Consider the following 18,526-nt stretch of genomic DNA (forward strand, 5'->3'; position numbering starts at 1 on the left):
AACCAGCATTTTTTCGACGGAAACCTGATGACCGACAGCGACACCCCGCGCATCCTGCTGATCGACGACGAGCCGTCGATCCGCGAGCCGCTGGGCGAATATCTCATCGCGCAGGGTTTTGCGGTGACCGACGTCGCGAGCGCCGCCGAGGCGCGATCGGTGCTGCGTGCGCAGGGCGTCGACCTGGTCGTCAGCGACATTATGATGCCGGGCGAGGACGGCCTGTCGCTGACCCGCCATTTGCGTGAGACGAGCAGTATCCCCGTCATCCTGCTGACCGCGCGCGCCGAGGATACCGAGCGGATCATCGGGCTGGAGATCGGCGCCGACGATTATGTCGTCAAACCCTTCAACCCGCGCGAGCTGGTCGCGCGCATCCGCACTGTCCTGCGCCGGACGCAACAGGGCGGGCGCGCGCTCGATCCGGGCGGGACCTATTATGCCTTTGGCGACTGGGTGCTACGCGAAGTCGAACGCGTGCTGGTCGATGGCGAAGGCAATGAGGTCGCGCTGTCGTCGGGTGAATATCATCTGCTTCACGCGCTGGTCCGCCACCCGCGGCAGGTGATGAGCCGCGACCGGCTGCTCGACATGGTGCGCGGGCGCGAGGCCGATATCTTCGACCGCGCGATCGACAATCTGGTCAGCCGGCTGCGTAAGAAGATCGAGGTCGACGCCGCGCATCCACAGATCGTCAAGACGGTGTGGGGCGGGGGCTATACGCTGGCGTGCGAGGTCAAGCGGATGGGCCCGGCGGCGTGAAACTGCGGTTGTGGCCCAAAAGCCTCGTCGGCCAGCTCGTTTTTGCGGTCGCGGTGATGCTGTTCGTGGCGCAGGCGATCAACTTTGTGCTGCTGTCGCGCGGGATGCGGCAGCAGACGCTGGCGCACGGCGGCGGCATGGCCGTCGCGCGGATCATCGATGCGATCGAGCGCGACCGGCGTGGTGACTTCAGGCCGCCCCGCAACGAACGCGAGCGGCACGAGGCGCGCGAGCGTGCGCAGAAACTGGTGATCTCCGATCATCTCCCCCCGATGCCCATCGGCGCCGTCCGCGTGCCCGACCTTGCCGCCTATGTTGAAGGCTTGCTCGGCGAGACCAATATTCCTGCCGCAATGGTCGACGCGTGGGCGCTTCCGCCGCGCGAGCAACAGCGGTTACGGCGGTCCGCCTTTCCCGACCGTGTCGTCATCGTCGTCGCGAAGGTCGACGGGCGCTATTTTTCGGTGCGCACGCGGATCGCGGCGGGGGGCAACCGGCTGCAGGGCTTCCTCGTCTGGCAGACGCTGTCGCTTTATCTGCTTTTGCTCGTTCCGATCATGCTGATCGCATATCGCGCCGCGCGGCCGCTGCGCGACCTGACGCGCGCGGCGCGCGCCAATCCGGCGCTGCGCGATGCCGAACCGCTTGAGGAAGAGGGGCCGTCGGACGTGCGCGACCTGATCGCCGCCTTCAACGCCTATCGCGGCCGTATTTCGGCGATGCTGTCGGACAAGGACCGGATGCTCGGCGCCGTCGGGCACGATCTGCGGACCCCGCTCGCCAGCCTCCGCGTACGTGTCGAGCAGGTCGAGGACGAGACGCTGCGCGACAAGATGATCGCGAGCATCGAGGAAATGACCGCGATGCTGAGCGACATTTTGGCGCTGGCGCGGTCGGGCGCGGGAACCGAGGCGCGCGAGCGCATCCCGCTGCGCGAATTGATCGGCGAACTCGCGGCCGATTATCAGGAGCGCGGCAAGGAGGTCGCGATCGGCGATATGGCCGACGCCGCCGTGCTGGCGCGGCCGATGCTGCTCAAGCGCGCGCTGCGCAATCTTGCCGACAACGCGATCGCTTATGGCGTGCGGGCGCGACTGTCGGTTGTGACCGACGGAGCGGTGGCGCGGATTATCGTGTCGGACGACGGCCCCGGGCTGACCGGCGAACAGATCAAGACGCTGATCGAACCCTTTGCGCGCGGCGAACAATCGCGCAACCGCGCGACCGGCGGAGCCGGGCTGGGCCTGTCGATCGCGCGCGATATCGCCGAAGGCGAGGGTGGGGCGCTGGCGCTGTCGAACCGTGCCGGGGGCGGGCTCGATGCGGTGATTACACTGCCGGTTCAGGCGTAGTATGACGGATCCGCCGGTCGATGGCGGGAAGGTTCGCTATGGGGTGGAGCCGATATCCCCACCTTCGTCATTCCCGCGAAAGCGGGAACGCAGTTGCGACGTCAGCTCGCTGGTCCCCGCTTTCGCGGGGATGACGAAGTAAGGTGCGGGGCGGCAACTTTGGTCGTCAAGCGTAGATCGCGATCGCCTGGCTGCCGCTGAGGATCGGCTCACCGGCGCGGTTCCACAGCATCATGTCCTGCACCGACAGACCATGCCGCGCGTAGGCGGTTTTGGCTGAGAGCAGCCACCAGCCGTCGTCGGTCGTCGGCGTGCCGGTCAGCATATTGACCGTCCAGTTCATCGAGCTGATCGGCCCGAATTCGCTGAACAGCGCCATCGCGGCGGGGGGTAGGGCGTCGCCCATCGCGAGCAGCGCAACGGCGGGATGGCATGCCGGCTCCTCGACGAAGCGGACCCAGGTCAGATATTCGCCGACCTCGCTTTTCCAGCCGAAGCGCGGGCCGGTGGTCGGGCGCATGTCGAAATGGCGCGTGAAGGGCGGGCGTGCATGATGCTCGGGCACCGGCGCCAGCGTCTCGGGATCGGGCGCGTCGGGCACCGACAGGCGATCATGGTCGAGGTGGCTCTTGCGGTCGCCCGAAAAGGCAAAGACCGCGGCGGTGCCGAAGCCTTGGTCGCTCGACACGCCGGCGTCGATGAACAGCGACGATTTCGACTGGCGCAGCACGCGCGCTTCGACGGTGCAATCGCCGCCCACCGGACCGACGAAGCTGATCTGCGCATAGCGCAGCGGGGTTTCGGTGGGATGGAGCACCATCGTGCCCGCGAGCGCGACCGCCGAACTGATCCCGCCATAGGCGGTGCGACCCTGCATCCATCCTTCGTCGATATGCGCTTTGGCCACGCCCTCTTCGGTGCGCAGCGTCGAAAGCAGCGCGTCGAGCGCGCTGGGAGAGGTCGTCATGGGTCTCTTATTCCTCGATCTGGAAAGTCAGTCCGGCATTGGCGGTCAGCCGCTCGATCAGCGCGTCGCCGAGCAGCGCGCCCGGGGTCCAGACGCCGCCTTTGCCCTTGTTCGCGAGCAGCGCGATGCCCGTTTCGGCGAGCATCTTCGACGTCGAGCCATAGCCGGGGTCGCGGTCGCCCTGGACGCTCGCGCGCACCGTGGTGCCGTCGGGATATTCGCCGATGAAGAGGATGTCGTAAAAACCGTTCTCGCGCTCTTCCTTGCTCGGGCCTTCGCCGGGCTTGAGCGTCGATTCGCCAAAGGGATTCGCCTTCGCCATCGCTTCGGCCATCGCTTTCCCCGCGTCGCCGATCGTCGTCATCACCATCTCATCGTACACAAGGTCTTCGCCCCACGGATGGCCGAGCAGGAAATTGGTGCGGTGGACGTTCTTGGTGTTGATCGGCGCCATCACGAAGGGGGCGGTCCAGGTGCCCGTCGCGCTGTCATATTCGGGGATCAGCCCGGTCGGCTGCGATGGGCCCTCGAAGCCGGGAGTCAGCGCGAAACTCGACCGCAGTAGCAGCGCGAGCGAGGGCTTTTTCGCGATGGCTTTGAGCGTTTCGGTGAGGCTGGCGATCGTGCCGCCCGACGCGCCGCCCGCCATCTTGCGGACGCGGCCCTTGACGCGCGGAGCGGGTTTGCCGTGGCGCTTGACGGCTTCGGCCTGCAGGAAATGGACGCCGAGGTCGAACGGGATGCTGTCGAAACCGCAGCTGAAGGTGATGCGCGCGCTCGATGCCTTCGCCGCGTCCTGATGCGCGTCGATCATATCGCGCATCCAGCCGGGTTCGCCGCAAAGGTCGGCGTAGGCGGTGCCCGCCTTGACGCAGGCAGCGACGAGTTCGCCCCCGTAAAGCTGGTACGGGCCGACCGTGGTCAGGATGACCTCGGCGCGCGCCGCCATCGCATCGAGGCTGGCGGGATCGCTCGCGTCGGCGACCACCAGCGGGGTGTCCTTGGGCGCGCCGATGAGGTCGCGGACCTCGGCAAGCTTTTCGGCGCTGCGCCCCGCCATCGCCCATTTCGGCGCGTCCTTGCGGCCCGCATAATGGGCGCTGAGATATTCGGCGACTAGGCGGCCGGTAAAGCCGGTTGCGCCATAGACGATGATGTCGAACTCGCGGGTCCCCGCCATGGCCATTCTCCCTTTACGTAAACGTTAAGTGGAGGCTAGCGCAGGCGGGGAAGCTTGCCAAGCGCGAAGGTCTAGCGGCGCCAGAAGGGGCGTTTTTCCACCGCCACGGGCGTGCCGATCGCCTCCGCTCGGCCCTCGGCGCGTGCGACGCGGAGTTCGGCGTCGGTGGCGTGTTCCTGCGCGCGATGCGTGGCCAACTCGGCGCGGCGACGCTGGCGCAGCGCATCGTAGCTCCAGCGCGTGTGGCCATAGCCGAAGAGGCAGAGCAGACCGCCCGCGATCGCCAGATTCTTCATCGCCGCCATCGCCTGCACCGGGTCGGTGAACTCGCGGTGAAAGAAGAGGATCGTGGCGAGGACGAAGCCCGCGAGCAGGATCGACACCAGCCGCACGGCGATGCCGAGCGCGATGCAGATGCCCGCGATCAGCTCGAAGAGGCCGACCGGGATGGCGAGCCCGCCGGGCAGGCCGGAGGTCGCGATCATCGCGGTGGTGTCGGACACATGGATCAGCTTGTTGACCCCCGACACGATGAAAATCAACGCGATGAACAGGCGGCCGATGAATACGGCGATCATGGACATGGATCATATCCTCCAAACAGGCCCCGTCCGCTTGTGCAGACAGGACGCGCGGGAGGCGATCGGGTTCCGGCCTAGCGCGGGGTAAAGACCAGCTCGGCGACCTCGCAGTCGCTGCAATCGAAGGCGCGGAGGGTGGCGGTGCCGGGCCCGGCGGGCAGGTCGACGTCGGCGAGTTTGACGATCTGCCATGCCGTGCTTGCGGGGATGGCGACGCCGCGTTCGTCGAGGCCGATGCGACCGCCCTTTGCCGAGCGCGCGCGCGCGGCGACGGTCCAGCGTCCCGCCTTGGCGACATCGGCGCTGTAACGCATATACTCGCCGGTGACGAAATCGCTGACATAGGGCGTGCCATCGGCCGCGCGCGCGATATCGACCCCGTCGTTACGGTACGTCGTGCCGTTGTTCCACGGCGTCCGCTCGCCGCCGGTCGCGACATGATAATTGGCGTCGACTGTATCCTGATAGGCGACACCCGGCGGGCCGAGGTCATAATCGGCGGCGGCGACGGTCAGCGGCGTGCTGTCCAGCGTGCGGGCGACGAAGGAACGGTAGCTCGCGTCGCGCGGCTGGCGGAACATCGCGTCGATCACGTCGGGTTTGGGGATGTTCTTGTCGAAGCGCGTGTTTTCGGCGAGCTGCATCATCGCGGCGAACGCCTCGTCGGCGCCGGGTTTCGGGCCCTTGCCCGTCATCCATGCGACGATCTTCATCCACCCGTCGCCGGCGACGATTTCGAGCGGCTGGTTGAAGCCGATCTTCTTGAGCGGCCAGAAATTCCAGCCGATGCCGTCGCCTTCGACCAGCGCGATCGCGTCGCGATACCAGCCGTTGCTGTTCTCGCCCGACTCGCCAAGCCAGATGGGGCGGTTATAGCTGGTGCGCAGCGCCTTGATCTCGGCGATGCTCGCTTCGTCGTTGCGGTTCCAGTATTTGTGGAAGCTCAGCACCATATTGGCGTCCCACGCGGGCGGCAGGCCCTTGTAATTATTGCCCCAGCAATTGCCCTCGATGATCACGATATGTTTGGTGTCGACCTTGCGGATCGCTGCGGTGATCCGCTGCTGCAGGCCCCAGACCGCCTTATTCTCGGTCTCGTCGCAGCCATTGCCCTTGCCGGGGGTCGCAAAGCTCCAATTGGGCTCGTTGATGAGGTCATAGGCGCCGATCCACGGCTCGTCCTTGTAGCGTGCCGCGAGCTTGCTCCACAGCGCGACGGTCTTGCGCTGGTTCTCCTCGCTCTGCCACAGCGACGGCTTGGCGGGGTCGCGGTCGGAGATGGCGAGGTCGTTGCCCTGACCGCCGGGCGCGGCGTGGAGGTCGAGGATCAGCCAGATGCCGTTCGCCTTGCTCCACGCGAGCAGGCGGTCGATGCGCTGGAAACCCTCCTCGTGCCACGTGTCTTCACCGGCTTTGGGTTCCTTGTCGGCGGGCAGGGTGAGCTGGTCGAAATGGATCGGCAGCCGCACCGAGTTGAAGCCCCATTTCGCCATCGCGGCGATGTCGGCCTCGGTCGTGTGGTTGTCGATCCACGCGCGGTAGAATTGAGCCGTACGTTCCTCGCCGACAAGTTCGACGAGCTTCGCGCGGATTTTATGCTGCTGCCCGACCTCGCCGAGCTTCAGCATATAACCTTCCTGCAGCATCCAGCCGCCGAGCCCCATGCCGCGCAGGATGACGGGTTTGCCCGATCCGTCGACGATCTCGGTCCCCTCGACCTTCAGAAAGCCTTCGGCGTGCGCGGTGGTGGAGGAAAGCAGCGCGGCGAGCGCGTATGCGACGGTGCGGACGTTCATGGCCTCATCCCCATGTTCTGATTTATGGGAACGTTATCAATTTTCGCTGTCAGGGCAAGCGCGTTAGCGTCAGTCGCGGTATCACAGCTTGGGCAGCGTGACGCCCTTTTGCCCCATATATTTGCCCGCGCGATCGGCGTAGCTCGTCTCGCACGGCTCATTGCCCTGCAGGAACAGGAACTGGCACGCGCCTTCGTTCGCGTAGATTTTGGCGGGCAGGGGGGTGGTGTTCGAAAATTCGAGCGTCACATGGCCTTCCCAGCCGGGCTCGAGCGGGGTGACGTTCACGATGATGCCGCAGCGCGCATAGGTCGACTTGCCGAGGCAGATGACGAGGATATCGCGCGGGATGCGGAAATATTCGACCGTGCGCGCCAAGGCAAAGCTGTTCGGCGGGATGATGCAGACGTCGGTTTCGCGGTCGACGAAATTCTTGGGGTCGAATTCCTTGGGGTCGACCGTGGTCGAATCAATGTTGGTGAAAATCTTGAACTCGGGCGCGACGCGCGCGTCATAGCCGTAGGAGGAGAGGCCGTAGCTGATGCAGCCGTCGCGGCGCTGCGCCTCCACGAAAGGTTCGATCATGCCCTGCGTCTGGGCGGCTTCGCGAATCCAGCGGTCGGAAAGAATGGCCATGGTGTCTCTTGTCGGTCCTGTGGGGGTTGCGCAAGCGGTCAGTCGATGAGGCCGAGGTCCTTGGGACCAAAGGCCGCGGGCAGCAGCTCGCTGAGCCGGTAGCTCATCACCGCGCTGCCGTCGCCCGAGGCGCAATGGACGAGGATATCGGTCTTCGACCGCTCGGCGGCTTCGTTGAGGATCTGGCGGCAGCGGCCACACGGATTGACCGGGTCGGTGCCGATGAGCGCATCGCCGTCGGGGCGCCCGCCGACGATCGCGACCTCGGCGAGCTCGCCGATCCAACCTTCGTTCGCGATCTTCGCCACCGCTGCGGTTTCGGCGCAGAGCGTAAGGCCATAGCTCGCGTTCTCGACATTCGCGCCGGTGACGACATCGCCATTCTTCAGGAGCAGCGCAGCGCCGACGTGGAAGCCCGAATAGGGCGCATAGGCGCGGCTCGCGGCGTCGCGCGCGGCGTCGATCAGGGCATCGCGGTCCTCACTCATCGCATCTCTCCTTGCGGGCGCAGCGCATTCCAGCCGACGGTGCCCTCGGCGCCCGACAGGCGGACATAATCATTCGCCTGCCACATCGCCCAGGGGTGCGCGCCATAATCGGGTTCGAAAAAGTCGCGGCGCAGCCAGGTCGTGCGCGCGATGCCCTGCGTCACCTTGTAGTCGCTCTCGAACGCCGGGCCGGGGGCGATGACGCTCTGCTTGCCCATATGCGCCTCGATCTGCGCCAGAAAGGTCGCGAGTTCGGACAAGAGCAGCGCGCGCGTCGGGCGGTCCGGGCAGCGGTCGTCATAGTCGAGCCAGACGACCGCGGGGAGGGCGTCGGCGCGGCGCGGGACGTGGCGGATGAAATTGGCGGCCTGATCGGTCGCGAGTTGGCAGAGGCTGTAGCGGTGGATCGCGCCCGCCTGCACGCCGGCTTCGCGCGCGCCGGTCATGTTGCGCGCGAACTTCGGGTCAACGGCGGCCGAACCGTCGGTTCCCACGATATAGGCGAAATCGGCGCCCGCGGCCTTGATCGACCCCCAACGGACATCGCCATTGCCCGCGTCGATCGTCACGCCCTGCGTCGGATAGAGCGTGCGGTCGGGGGTCCAGCGCGCGGCCCACCACAAGGCGAGGCCGGCGGCGAGGAGCAGGAGCACGATCGCGGCGCCGATCCGGCGCAGCAGGCGCGCGGTCGCGGCGCGCCACGCGGCCAGCGTTCCGTTCGCCTTTCCGCCCCTGATTGCCCCCGTCGCCATCCCTAACCCTTGATGTGCAGCACGCAGATCAGCGTGAACAATCGTCGCGCCGTGTCGAAATCGACCGCGATCTTGCCGTCGAGCCGGTCCATCAGCATTTCGGCGGCCTCGTTGTGCAGGCCGCGCCGCGCCATGTCGACGGTCTCGATTTGCTGCGCGGTCGAGGTCTTGATCGCCTGATAATAAGAGTCGCAAATCGCGAAATAGTCGCGGATCGGGCGGCGGAAACGGCCGAGGCCTAGGATGATCGCCTCGAGCGGCGAGCCATCTTCGCGTGAAATTTCAAAGATCAACCGGCCATCCTCTACACGCAGCATCAAGCGGTAGGGGCCGGCATAGCCATCCGCATGCCCGCGCTGCGGCACGAACTTGTTATCTTCGATCAGGTCGAAGATCGCGACGCGGCGTTCCTGCTCGACATCGGGATTGCGCCAGACGATCGACCCTTCGTCGAGTTCGACCGAAATGATCCGTTGTTTCGAGGGGTCTGCGTGGTTCATGCTGTCCGTGCTTCTACTTGGCCGGAGGCGAAGGGCAAGCCGACTTATTCACAGCATTCCACAGTTATGATAGGCTGGGCGACATCGCCGGTTGCGCCGCCTCGGGCACCGGCCCATGAAGATTGCGATGCCCGAACTAGCCCTTATCCCGACCGCCGTCGCCAGTGGTGACGCGCGCCAAATGCCGCGTAATATCGAGGCCGAGGCCGCGTTTCTCGGCGCGATTCTGATCGACAACCGAGTCGTCGAGGACCTGCCCGTCGCGCTCAACCCCGAACATTTCTTCGAACCGCTGCACGGCCGCATCTTCCAGCAGACGATGGCGCTGATCGAGCGTAACAGCATCGCGACCCCGGTGACGCTGAAGCCCTATTTCGAGGCTGACGAGGCGATGAAGGCGGTTGGCGGCGTGGGTTACCTCGCACAGCTCACCGGCAGCGGCGCGGGCCTGATCGGCGCGCGCGACTTCGCGCGGCAGATTTTCGACCTCGCGCTGCTCCGCGAACTCGCGGGCGTTGGGCGCACGCTCGTCGACAATGCGCTCGACACCAGCGAACGCGTCGATCCGCAGGCGCAGATCGAGGAAGCCGAAACGGCGCTCTACCGCGTCGCGGGCGGCGAGGCCGAGATGGGGTCGGTCAAGAATTTCAGCCAGGCGAGCCTCGTGGCGCTGCAGGCGGCCGAGCGCGCGCTCAATTCGGGCGGCCATCTGTCGGGGATCACCACCGGCATCGCCAGCATGAACGCCAAGATCGGCGGCATGCACAATAGTGACTTGATGATCCTCGCGGGGCGTCCGGGCATGGGCAAGACCTCGCTCGCCACGAATATCGCGTATAACGCCGCCGAGCGTTTCCGCCGCGACGAGGACGATGGCATCCCGCCTGAGAAGAATATGGGCGCGAAGGTAGCCTTCTTCAGCCTCGAAATGTCCGCCGACCAGCTCGCGACGCGTGTGCTTGCCGAGCAATCGGGGGTGTCGGGCGAGGCGCTGCGCATGGGCAAGATCAGCAAGGAGCAGTTCCAGCAACTCTCCCGCGCCGCACAGCAGCTCCAGACCTTGCCGCTATTCATCGACGATACGCCGGGCCTGACGATCGCGGGCTTGCGCACTCGTGCGCGGCGCCTGCAGCGGCGCCACGGCATCGGCTTCATCATCGTCGACTATCTCCAGCTGCTCCAGGGCTCGTCGAAGAGCGGCGACAATCGTGTGCAGGAAATTTCGGAAATTTCGCGTGGTTTGAAGACGCTGGCGAAGGAACTTCATGTTCCGGTAATGGCGCTGTCGCAGCTCAGTCGTCAGGTCGAAAGCCGCGAGGACAAGCGTCCGCAGCTCTCCGACCTTCGCGAATCGGGCTCGATCGAGCAGGACGCCGACATGGTGCTCTTCGTGTTCCGCGAGGATTATTATGTCGCGGCGAAGGAGCCCAAGCGCCCGGTCGAGGGCGACGATGTCAAGATCCACGCGCAGCATGAGGAATGGGCGGCCGAAATGGAGCGCGTCTTCGGTCTTGCCGAAGTGATCGTTGCGAAATCCCGCCACGGCTCGACCGGCAAGATCCGCATGCACTTCGAGGCGAAGACGACGAAGTTCAGCGACCTCGCCGACGACAGCATGGCGTTCGAGGATTATGAATAATTAGCTGTGCCCCTGCGAAGGCAGGGGCCCATCACGAGCTCTCTCGGCCAGAAGCTGTGCTTTGCGGCATGGACCGGAGATGGGCCCCTGCCTTCGCAGGGGCACACGCACTGTTATGTCAGAACGCCGGGTCGTTCGCGGGATCGTCGCCGAGCGGCGTGACTTCGGTGTGGATGCCGCATTCGGTCTTGTCCCAGCCGCGCCAGCGGCCCGAGCGCGGGTCTTCGCCCGGCTTGACCTTTGACGTGCACGGCGAGCAGCCGATCGAGGGATAACCTTCGGCCTCGAGCGGGTGGCGCGGCAGGTCGTGCGCCTCGAAATAAGCGTCGAGCTGTTCGCGCGTCCAGTTGGCGAGCGGGTTGAATTTCAGGCGGCCGGTGCTGCCGTCGAGCTCGAAACGCGCCAGCCCCTGCCGCGTCGACGACTGGAAACCCTTGCGGCCGGTGATCGAGGTGTCGAAATCGGTCAGCGCCTTTTCGAGCGGCTTGACCTTGCGGATTTCGCAGCAGCCGTCGGGGTCGTACGACCAGCGCAGCTCGGTCGCGTCCTTCGCGGCGAGATCGTCGGCGTCGGGCGTCAGGTTGACGATGTTGAGCCCCAGCTTCGTTGCGAGTTCGTCGCGATAGGCGAGCGTTTCGGGGAAATGCTTGCCGGTATCGAGGAACAGCACGGGCATGCCGGGCGCGGCCCGCGTCACGAGGTGGAGCAGCACCGCGCTTTCGGCGCCGAAGCTCGAGACGATCCCGGTCTCACCGAGCAGCCCCGCGCCGATCACGCTCGTCACCACTTCGGCGGCATCCTGGCCGCGGAAGAGGTTGTTGAGGCGGATGACGTCGGCCTGCGTGAAGCGCGGCGCCACGTCGATCCGGTCGCGGGTGCGGTCTTCGCTGCCTTTGCGCGGAGAGGTCTTCACGTCAGCCATGCCTCAGCTTCCAGATCGGCACCGCACCGTCTGCGGCGCCCTGATAATGTTCGGGCCAGCGCGCCAGCGCCGCCTCGACATCGGCCGGATTGAGCGCCTTTTCGGGCGCGAACGTGTCGAAGCCGCAGCGCTTCATATAGGCGATCTGGTCGACGAGCACGTCGCCCTGTGCGCGCAGCTCGCCCGCATAGCCCGCTTCGCGGAGGATACGCGCCGACGAATAGCCGCGGCCGTCGCGAAACTTCGGGAAGGCGACCTCGATCAGCGCGAGCCGGTCGAGATGCGGGATCAGCGCGCGCGCGTCCTCATCGGGTTCGAGCCGTACCGCGGTCGCGTTCGACTGCGACAGGAAGGCATCGAGGGTGACCGCGGGCTCTTCGCCGTCGGAATGGATATGCTCAACCATAGATCGCCTCCTTGAAGGGGGCCATGCCGACGCGGCGGAAGGTGTCGACGAAGCGCTCGCCCTCGGTGCGTTCGGCGAGATATTTGTCGGTGACGCGTTCGATCGCATCGACGACGCCGTCCTCGTCGAAACCGGGACCGGTGATCGTGCCGAGGCTGACGTCCTCCGCGCCCGAGCCGCCGAGCGACAGCTGGTAGTTTTCGGTGCCTTTGCGGTCGACGCCGAGGATGCCGATGTGGCCGGCGTGGTGATGCCCGCACGCGTTGATGCAGCCCGAAATCTTGAGCTTGAGCTCGCCCAGTTCCTTCTGGCGGCCGAGGTCCGAAAAGCGCGTCGCGATCTTCTGCGCGACCGGGATCGAGCGCGCGTTGGCGAGGCTGCAATAATCGAGCCCGGGGCAGGCGATGATGTCGCTGATCAGATCGAGGTTCGGCGTCGCGAGCCCTGCGGCGTCGAGCGCCTGCCACACCGCGTAGAGATCGGCCTTGCGGACGTGCGGCAGCACGATGTTCTGCGCGTGGGTGACGCGCAGCTCGTCATGGCTGTATTGTTCGGCAAGGTCGGCCATCAGATCGATCTGCGCCGACGAGGCGTCGCCGGGGATGCCGCCGATGGGCTTCAGGCTGATGTTGACGATCGCATGGCCCGAAACCTTGTGCGCGGCGACATTCTGGTCGACCCAGACCGCGAAGTCGGGATCGCTGCGGTCGATCGCATCGGGTGCCGAGGCGTCGAGGGGCGGCGGCGCGAACTGCGCCGCGATGCGGTCGAATTCGGCCTTCGGCGGGTCGATGCCGAGCGACTTCACATGGACGAACTCTTCCTCGACCTGGCGGCGATATTCGTCGGCGCCGAGTTCGTGGATCAGGATCTTGATGCGCGCCTTGTAGATATTGTCGCGGCGGCCGTAGCGGTTGTAGACGCGCAGGCATGCCTCGGCATAGCTCAGCATGTCGTCGAGCGGCACGAAATCCTTGATCAGCGGCGCGATCATCGGGGTGCGGCCCATGCCGCCGCCGACGTAGAAAGCGGCGCCTTGCTGCCCGTCCTTCTCGACGATCTGGATGCCGATGTCGTGGAGGCGCATCGCGGCGCGATCCTCGTTGGCCGCGATCACCGCGATTTTAAACTTGCGCGGCAAATAGCTGAATTCGGGGTGGAAGCTCGACCATTGGCGGAGCAGTTCGGCCCACGGGCGCGGGTCGGTGATTTCGTCGGCGGCGGCGCCGGCCCACTGGTCCGAGCTGATGTTGCGGATGCAATTGCCGCTCGTCTGGATCGCGTGCATTTCGACCGATGCCAGATCTTCGAGGATCGCGGGCGCATCCTCCAGCTTGATCCAGTTATACTGGATATTCTGGCGCGTGGTGAAATGGCCGTAATCGCGGTCATACTTGCGCGCGATGTGCGCGAGCATGCGCATCTGGCGGCTGTCGAGCGTGCCATAGGGCACCGCGACGCGCAGCATATAGGCGTGAAGCTGGAGATAGAGGCCGTTCATCAGCCGGAGCGGCTTGAACTGGTCCTCGGTGATTTCGCCCGCGAGACGGCGGCGGACCTGGTCGCTGAACTCGGCGACACGCGCATCGACCATCGCATGGTCATATTCGTCATATTTATACATGTCAGATCACCCAGTCGCCGGCCGCGGGATCGGCGGGTTTCAATGTCAGGTCGGGGCGCACGGTCGGCCCCAATGCGCGAATGCGGTCCTTGATATGCGCGGGGCGCGGGCCGTCGGCGGTTTGTTCGCCGTTGATGATATAGGGGGCGTTGACGCGGCGCGCGCCTTCCTCGGCGGCAAGGATCGCCTCGCCAGCCTCGCCGACGTCGGCGGCATCCTCGATGTGCAGCGACCAGTCGGCGCCGGTCCACCAGGTGACAAATCCTGTTTTCAGGTCATTGCCTGTGAGCAGCTTCATGTGAAATCCCTTATTTGAGCGGCGACGCCCGGCGCACCGAGGCAGTCGAGCGCATCGGCGCGCGCCGCGACCTTGCCGACGATAATCAGCGCGGGGCTTTTAACTTTCTCGCGTGCGACAAGGTCGCCGAGATCGGTGAGCAGCGAGCGCAGGACGCGCGCGTCGGCGGTGGTGCCGCGCTCGATGACCGCGACGGGCAGATCGGGCGAAACGCCGTCGGCGATCAGCTTGTCGGCGATCGCGCTCGCAGTCGCGAGGCCCATGTAGATGACGAGCGTGCGGCCGTGCCCCGCGAGGCCCGACCAGTCCTGCTCGGTCAGATCCTTGCACTGGCCGGCGACGAAGCTGACCGCGCTCGCATCCTCGCGGTGGGTGAGGGGGAGGCCCGCCTGTGCGGCACAGCCCGCCGCGGCGGTGATGCCGGGGACGACCTCGCACGCGACGCCGGCTTCACGCGCGGCGTCGAGTTCCTCGCCGCCGCGGCCGAAAATGAAGGGGTCGCCGCCCTTGAGGCGCACGACCTGCTTGCCGGCGAGCGTTTCGCGGACGAGCAGTTCGTTGATCAGCTCCTGCTTCATCGTGTGACGGCTGCGTTGCTTCGCGACGCTGATCCGCTCGATATGCGGCGGAATCAGGGCTAGCACGCCTTCGCCGACGAGCCCGTCATGGACGACGAGATCGGCGCTTTCGAGCAGCCGCGCGGCACGCAGCGTCAGCAGGTCGGGGTCACCGGGACCGGCGCCGACGAGCCAGAGCTTGCCAACAGGAGGGAGAGTCTTTTCCATGCACCGTAGATGGTCGTCCGGCTCCCGCATGGCAAAGCAGGCTTTTTTGACACCGGTGAAGGTAAAATTTGAGTGTGCCTTCTTCGTCACCTCGGACTTGATCCGGGGGCCGTGCTTTCATCGCCGCAATGGATGCCGGATCAAGTCCGGCATGACGAAAGAGCCTAGTTATAGTTCTTGAGCACCAGCTGCGAGCCTTCGGGGTCGCGCAGCCCGACGCCGATCGAGGCGCGCATCGCATCGCTTTCGGCCGACGCTACCGGATAGGCGCAATAGTCGGCAGCGTAGAAGGCGCTGGGCCGATGATTGCCCGACAGGCCTATCCCGCCGAAGGGCGCCGCCGATGAGGCGCCGTTGGTCGGCCGGTTCCAGTTGATCACGCCCGCGCGCGCATTCGCCCAGAACTGGTCGTAAAGCTGTGGTGTGCCGCCGATCAGCGACGCCGACAGGCCGAAGGCGGTATTGTTCGCTTCGGCGATCGCGGCCTCGAAGCTGTCGACGCGGATGACTTGCAGCAACGGGCCGAACAGTTCGATATCGGGGCGTTCGGGCATCGCGGTGACGTCGATGATGCCGGGGGTCAGGAAGGGGCGGCCCGCGATCGGGCGCGTCATGTGGCGGATCACCTTGCCGCCGTTCGACATCAGGATCAGGAAGCTTTCGGTCAGGCCGTCGGCGGCTTCATTGTCGATCACCGGGCCCATATAGGGCGCGGGGTCGGCGTGCGGATGATCGACGATCAGCCGGTTGGCGAGCGCCCTGACCTCTTCGAGCAGTGCGTCGGCGAGGCTGTCGCGGACGATCAGCCGCCGCGCGTTGCTGCACCGCTGCCCGGCGCTGAGGAAGGCGGACTGGACGACGATGATCGCGGCGGTGCGGATGTCGGCGGTGTCCCACACGACGATCGGGTTGTTGCCGCCCATTTCGAGCGCGAGCATCTTGCCCGGCTGGCCCGCGAACTGGCGGTTGAGCGCGAGGCCCGTGCGCGCCGAGCCGGTGAAGAGCAGCCCGTCGATGCCCGCATGCCCCGCGAGCGCCTTGCCCGTTTCGGGGCCGCCGACGATCAGGCGAAGCACCTCGTGCGGCACCCCCGCGCTGTGGAACAGTTCGACAAGCTTAGCGCCCACCGCGGGGGTCTTTTCCGACGGTTTGAACAGCACCGAATTGCCCGCGATCAGCGCCGGGACGATATGCCCGTTTGGCAGATGCGCGGGAAAATTATACGGGCCGAGCACCGCGAGCGCGCCGTGCGGCTTGTGACGCACCGCGTTGCGCAGTCCCATCGCGCCCTCGATACGGCGATTGGGGGTGCGCTCGGCATAGGCTTTGACCGAAATATCGACCTTGTTACAGACCGATTCGACCTCGGTGCGCGCTTCCCAGAGCGGCTTTCCGGTTTCGCGCGCGATCAGGTCGGCGAACGCCTCGCCCTCGGCCTTCACGCGGTCGACGAAGCGGCGCAGCGTTTCGGTGCGGAAGGACACGGGTTTCGCGGCCCATTCGGGCCAGGCGCGGCGCGCGATCGCAACCTCGTCGTCGATATTGCTGACCGGACCGCGCCAAAGTTCTTCGCCGGTTGCGGGTTCGAAGGAAAGCAGGGTCTCGCTCATGGTCGCTCGGCTCTTATCGGTGAAAGCGGATGGCGGCAACCTGTGGCGGCGTATGCGACGGATTGCTTGCACCGCGCGGCGTGGTTGGCAATAGACGCTTGCATGAGTCCCGGCCGGCGGGACGGGCAAATGTCGAACAAAGGGGACGTGCCATATTGGCCCAGCAGGACAGCCGCCGCGACTGGTCGGACCATTATTGGTGGTCGTCCGACGGCGTTCGGCTGCACGCGCGCGTCTATGCCGGGCCCGAGGGCAGCGAAAGCGCGCCGCCGATCCTGTGCATGCCAGGCCTTGCACGCAATGCCCGCGATTTCGAGGATCTCGCGCCGCATGTCGCGCAATATCGCAAGGTCATCGTGATCGAATTCCGCGGGCGCGGCGAAAGCGCCTTTGCCAAGGATCCGATGACTTATGTCCCGCTGACCTATGTGCAGGACGTCGTCGCGATGCTGGACGAGCTGGCGATCGGGCGTTTCGCGGCGATCGGCACCTCGCTCGGCGGGCTGGTCGCGATGCTGCTCGCGGCGGCGCTGCCGGGGCGGATCGTCGGCGCGGTGCTGAACGACGTCGGCCCAGAACTCCAGACCGCGGGGCTGGAGCGAATCCGCGACTATATCGGCGCGGGCGGCAGCCAGCCGACGTGGATGCACGCGGCGCGCGCCTTCGCCGAACTCAATGGCGCGGTCTATCCGGGGTATGAAATCCACGACTGGCTGCGGCTGACCAAGCGAACGCACCGGCTGACCGCCGAAGGCCGCATCGTCACCGACTATGACAAGCAGATCGCGGCGCCGCTGCGCGCACCCGGCGGCGGCGATGCCGCGATGGACCTGTGGCCGGTGTACCGCGCGCTGGGCGATGTTCCGTTGCTGATCCTGCGTGGCGAGCTGTCGGACATCCTCGCACGCTCGGCCGGCGAGAAGATGGTCGCCGAACTCCCGCGCGCGCGGCTGGTCGAGGTGCCCGGGGTCGGGCATGCGCCGACGATGGACGAGCCCGCGGCGCGGGCCGCGATCGATGCCTGGGCGGCGGAATTGCCCGCCGCGTGACCGGCAACCGTCCCGTTCGCCTGCTGCATCTCCATTCGAGCTTCTCGCTGGGCGGAAAGGAGGCGCGCGCCGTCCGCTTGATGAATTTGATGGGACTGGGCGCGCGTCATACCATCCTGTCGGCGGTGCCAGAGGCGATGGGCGCGCGCGATGCGATCGATCCGGACATCGATGTCGCATTTCCGACCGATGCGCCGCCGCTGTTCGGCAAGCCCGGACCCGCCCGCTACCGCGACTTGGCGCTCTACATGCAACAGTTCGACCTCGTGCTCAGCTATAATTGGGGGGCGATGGACGGCGTGATGGCGCATCGCATTTTTGCGCCTTTTCGCGGGCTTCCGCCGCTGATCCATCACGAGGACGGCTTCAACGAGGATGAGAGCGTCCGGCGCAACTGGAAGCGGAACGGCTTTCGCAGGCTGGCGCTGCCGACCGCCGAGGCATTGGTCGTGCCCTCGGCGCTGCTCGAGCGGATCGCCGCGGACGAGTGGGGCGCACGGCGGCGCACGCGGCTGATCCGCAACGGGATCGACACCGCGGCCTATGAAGCCAGACCGTCGGTCGCAATTCCGGGGCTGGAACGGCGCGAGGGGGAGGTGGTGATCGGCACCGTCGCGGGGCTGCGCAAGGTCAAGGATCTGCCGCGGCTTGTCCGCGCTGTCGCGACGCTGCCCGCCAATGTCCGGCTGGTCATTGTCGGTGAGGGTCCTGAACGCGCGGCGATTGTCGCCGAAGCGGCGGCTTGCGGGATCGGCGAGCGGCTGGTGATGCCGGGCTTCATGGCCGAACCCGCGCGCTGGATCGGCCATTTCGACATGCTGGCGCTGTCGTCGCAAAGCGAACAGGCTCCGATTGCGGTGATCGAGGCGATGGCGGCGGGGCTGCCGGTGGTCAGCCCCGATGTCGGCGATGTTGCGGCGATGGTGTCTGACGAAAACCGCCATTTCATTGCCGCGGATGAGGCCGGGTTCCGCGTGGCGATGGCCGAACTCGCGGGCGACGCGCCGCTCCGGGCGCAGGCTGGCGCGGTGAACCGGCGCATCGCTGCCGAACGCTTCGACGAAACAACCATGGTCGCCGCCTATGAAAATCTCTATGGTCGGGCGCTTGCAGGGCGCCGCCTTTTCTCCGGGGATTAGGCGGCGCGCCCATTGACTTTCACGGCCGGGTTCCGCTTAC

The 18,526-nt window shown here is 66.1% G+C and carries 19 protein-coding genes; 5 read left to right on the top strand and 14 right to left on the bottom strand.

What is annotated here, in order from left to right; genetic code table 11:
- Positions 1-27 precede the first annotated feature (27 nt).
- Both V8J55_RS11455 and V8J55_RS11460 read left to right on the top strand, forming a co-directional pair.
- Entirely contained in the window at positions 28-762 is a 735-nt protein-coding gene (locus V8J55_RS11455) for a response regulator (protein ID WP_336445792.1), read from the top strand.
- A complete protein-coding gene (locus tag V8J55_RS11460; RefSeq protein ID WP_336445793.1) occupies positions 759-2,114 on the top strand; it encodes an ATP-binding protein in 1,356 nt (451 codons plus the stop codon). The genes V8J55_RS11455 and V8J55_RS11460 overlap by 4 nt, the downstream gene beginning before the upstream one ends.
- 166 nt (positions 2,115-2,280) lie before the next feature.
- Here the strand turns inward: V8J55_RS11460 and V8J55_RS11465 are convergent, their stop codons facing one another.
- The 8 genes from V8J55_RS11465 to V8J55_RS11500 all read right to left on the bottom strand — a co-directional run bounded on the left by V8J55_RS11465 (position 2,281) and on the right by V8J55_RS11500 (position 9,014).
- Positions 2,281-3,081: an acyl-CoA thioesterase gene (locus V8J55_RS11465; protein WP_336445794.1), complete on the bottom strand. Its 801-nt coding sequence runs from the start codon at positions 3,079-3,081 to the stop codon at positions 2,281-2,283.
- Between the two features lie 7 nt (positions 3,082-3,088).
- Entirely contained in the window at positions 3,089-4,261 is a 1,173-nt protein-coding gene (locus V8J55_RS11470) for a saccharopine dehydrogenase family protein (RefSeq protein ID WP_336445795.1), read from the bottom strand.
- A gap of 71 nt (positions 4,262-4,332) precedes the next feature.
- Positions 4,333-4,845, bottom strand: a complete 513-nt coding sequence (locus V8J55_RS11475) for a DoxX family protein (protein ID WP_336445796.1) — start codon at positions 4,843-4,845, stop codon at positions 4,333-4,335.
- Positions 4,846-4,916: 71 nt separating this feature from the next.
- Positions 4,917-6,638, bottom strand: a complete 1,722-nt coding sequence (locus V8J55_RS11480; RefSeq protein ID WP_336445797.1) for a cellulase family glycosylhydrolase — start codon at positions 6,636-6,638, stop codon at positions 4,917-4,919.
- Positions 6,639-6,719: 81 nt separating this feature from the next.
- Complete coding sequence (dcd, locus tag V8J55_RS11485) at positions 6,720-7,274, bottom strand: dCTP deaminase (RefSeq protein WP_037514827.1); 555 nt, start codon at positions 7,272-7,274, stop codon at positions 6,720-6,722.
- Positions 7,275-7,312: 38 nt separating this feature from the next.
- Positions 7,313-7,762 (bottom strand): cytidine deaminase, encoded by a 450-nt coding sequence (locus tag V8J55_RS11490; RefSeq protein ID WP_336445798.1) that lies wholly within the window; start codon positions 7,760-7,762, stop codon positions 7,313-7,315.
- Positions 7,759-8,514, bottom strand: coding sequence for a GH25 family lysozyme (locus V8J55_RS11495; protein ID WP_336445799.1), 756 nt, complete (start codon positions 8,512-8,514; stop codon positions 7,759-7,761). The genes V8J55_RS11490 and V8J55_RS11495 overlap by 4 nt, the downstream gene beginning before the upstream one ends.
- A gap of 2 nt (positions 8,515-8,516) precedes the next feature.
- The gene (locus V8J55_RS11500) at positions 8,517-9,014 is read right to left on the bottom strand and encodes a UPF0262 family protein (protein WP_336445801.1); all 498 of its coding nucleotides are present in this window, start codon (positions 9,012-9,014) and stop codon (positions 8,517-8,519) included.
- Between the two features lie 127 nt (positions 9,015-9,141).
- Between V8J55_RS11500 and V8J55_RS11505 the strand changes: the two genes are divergently transcribed.
- Positions 9,142-10,653 carry a replicative DNA helicase gene (locus V8J55_RS11505; protein ID WP_037515395.1) on the top strand — a complete coding sequence of 504 codons (1,512 nt, stop codon included), beginning with the start codon at positions 9,142-9,144 and terminating at the stop codon, positions 10,651-10,653.
- A 118-nt stretch (positions 10,654-10,771) separates the two neighbouring features.
- Here V8J55_RS11505 and V8J55_RS11510 read toward each other — a convergent pair whose 3' ends face one another.
- The 6 genes from V8J55_RS11510 to astD form a co-directional block, all read right to left on the bottom strand.
- Positions 10,772-11,575 (bottom strand): phosphoadenylyl-sulfate reductase, encoded by an 804-nt coding sequence (locus tag V8J55_RS11510; protein ID WP_336445802.1) that lies wholly within the window; start codon positions 11,573-11,575, stop codon positions 10,772-10,774.
- Positions 11,568-11,981 carry a DUF934 domain-containing protein gene (locus V8J55_RS11515; RefSeq protein WP_137894249.1) on the bottom strand — a complete coding sequence of 138 codons (414 nt, stop codon included), beginning with the start codon at positions 11,979-11,981 and terminating at the stop codon, positions 11,568-11,570. Before V8J55_RS11515 ends, V8J55_RS11510 begins: the two co-directional genes overlap by 8 nt.
- A complete protein-coding gene (locus V8J55_RS11520) occupies positions 11,974-13,605 on the bottom strand; it encodes a nitrite/sulfite reductase (RefSeq protein ID WP_336445803.1) in 1,632 nt (543 codons plus the stop codon). The genes V8J55_RS11515 and V8J55_RS11520 overlap by 8 nt, the downstream gene beginning before the upstream one ends.
- Position 13,606: 1 nt before the next feature.
- A complete protein-coding gene (locus V8J55_RS11525) occupies positions 13,607-13,903 on the bottom strand; it encodes a DUF2849 domain-containing protein (RefSeq protein WP_058536316.1) in 297 nt (98 codons plus the stop codon).
- Entirely contained in the window at positions 13,900-14,688 is a 789-nt protein-coding gene (cobA, locus tag V8J55_RS11530) for a uroporphyrinogen-III C-methyltransferase (RefSeq protein ID WP_336445804.1), read from the bottom strand. Before cobA ends, V8J55_RS11525 begins: the two co-directional genes overlap by 4 nt.
- Before the next feature lie 164 nt (positions 14,689-14,852).
- Positions 14,853-16,298, bottom strand: a complete 1,446-nt coding sequence (astD, locus tag V8J55_RS11535) for a succinylglutamate-semialdehyde dehydrogenase (protein ID WP_336445805.1) — start codon at positions 16,296-16,298, stop codon at positions 14,853-14,855.
- A 155-nt stretch (positions 16,299-16,453) separates the two neighbouring features.
- On the opposite strand from astD, the gene V8J55_RS11540 reads away from it, so the two are divergent.
- Positions 16,454-17,347, top strand: a complete 894-nt coding sequence (locus V8J55_RS11540) for an alpha/beta fold hydrolase (RefSeq protein ID WP_336445806.1) — start codon at positions 16,454-16,456, stop codon at positions 17,345-17,347.
- Complete coding sequence (locus V8J55_RS11545; protein ID WP_336445807.1) at positions 17,344-18,486, top strand: glycosyltransferase family 4 protein; 1,143 nt, start codon at positions 17,344-17,346, stop codon at positions 18,484-18,486. The genes V8J55_RS11540 and V8J55_RS11545 overlap by 4 nt, the downstream gene beginning before the upstream one ends.
- The last annotated feature ends 40 nt before the right edge of the window (positions 18,487-18,526 follow it).

This window comes from Sphingopyxis sp. CCNWLW2 (genome assembly GCF_037095755.1).
Lineage (GTDB): Bacteria > Pseudomonadota > Alphaproteobacteria > Sphingomonadales > Sphingomonadaceae > Sphingopyxis.

What these genes read in the sequence shown, in the direction of transcription:
- V8J55_RS11500 (WP_336445801.1), bottom strand. Translation starts at nt 9,014, where the DNA reads ATGAACCACGCAGACCCCTCGAAACAACGGATCATTTCGGTCGAACTC.
- astD (WP_336445805.1), bottom strand. Translation starts at nt 16,298, where the DNA reads ATGAGCGAGACCCTGCTTTCCTTCGAACCCGCAACCGGCGAAGAACTT.
- cobA (WP_336445804.1), bottom strand. Translation starts at nt 14,688, where the DNA reads ATGGAAAAGACTCTCCCTCCTGTTGGCAAGCTCTGGCTCGTCGGCGCC.
- V8J55_RS11525 (WP_058536316.1), bottom strand. Translation starts at nt 13,903, where the DNA reads ATGAAGCTGCTCACAGGCAATGACCTGAAAACAGGATTTGTCACCTGG.
- V8J55_RS11470 (WP_336445795.1), bottom strand. Translation starts at nt 4,261, where the DNA reads ATGGCGGGGACCCGCGAGTTCGACATCATCGTCTATGGCGCAACCGGC.
- V8J55_RS11480 (WP_336445797.1), bottom strand. Translation starts at nt 6,638, where the DNA reads ATGAACGTCCGCACCGTCGCATACGCGCTCGCCGCGCTGCTTTCCTCC.
- V8J55_RS11465 (WP_336445794.1), bottom strand. Translation starts at nt 3,081, where the DNA reads ATGACGACCTCTCCCAGCGCGCTCGACGCGCTGCTTTCGACGCTGCGC.
- V8J55_RS11495 (WP_336445799.1), bottom strand. Translation starts at nt 8,514, where the DNA reads ATGGCGACGGGGGCAATCAGGGGCGGAAAGGCGAACGGAACGCTGGCC.
- V8J55_RS11505 (WP_037515395.1), top strand. Translation starts at nt 9,142, where the DNA reads ATGCCCGAACTAGCCCTTATCCCGACCGCCGTCGCCAGTGGTGACGCG.
- V8J55_RS11520 (WP_336445803.1), bottom strand. Translation starts at nt 13,605, where the DNA reads ATGTATAAATATGACGAATATGACCATGCGATGGTCGATGCGCGTGTC.
- V8J55_RS11510 (WP_336445802.1), bottom strand. Translation starts at nt 11,575, where the DNA reads ATGGCTGACGTGAAGACCTCTCCGCGCAAAGGCAGCGAAGACCGCACC.
- V8J55_RS11455 (WP_336445792.1), top strand. Translation starts at nt 28, where the DNA reads ATGACCGACAGCGACACCCCGCGCATCCTGCTGATCGACGACGAGCCG.
- dcd (WP_037514827.1), bottom strand. Translation starts at nt 7,274, where the DNA reads ATGGCCATTCTTTCCGACCGCTGGATTCGCGAAGCCGCCCAGACGCAG.
- V8J55_RS11490 (WP_336445798.1), bottom strand. Translation starts at nt 7,762, where the DNA reads ATGAGTGAGGACCGCGATGCCCTGATCGACGCCGCGCGCGACGCCGCG.
- V8J55_RS11475 (WP_336445796.1), bottom strand. Translation starts at nt 4,845, where the DNA reads ATGTCCATGATCGCCGTATTCATCGGCCGCCTGTTCATCGCGTTGATT.
- V8J55_RS11515 (WP_137894249.1), bottom strand. Translation starts at nt 11,981, where the DNA reads ATGGTTGAGCATATCCATTCCGACGGCGAAGAGCCCGCGGTCACCCTC.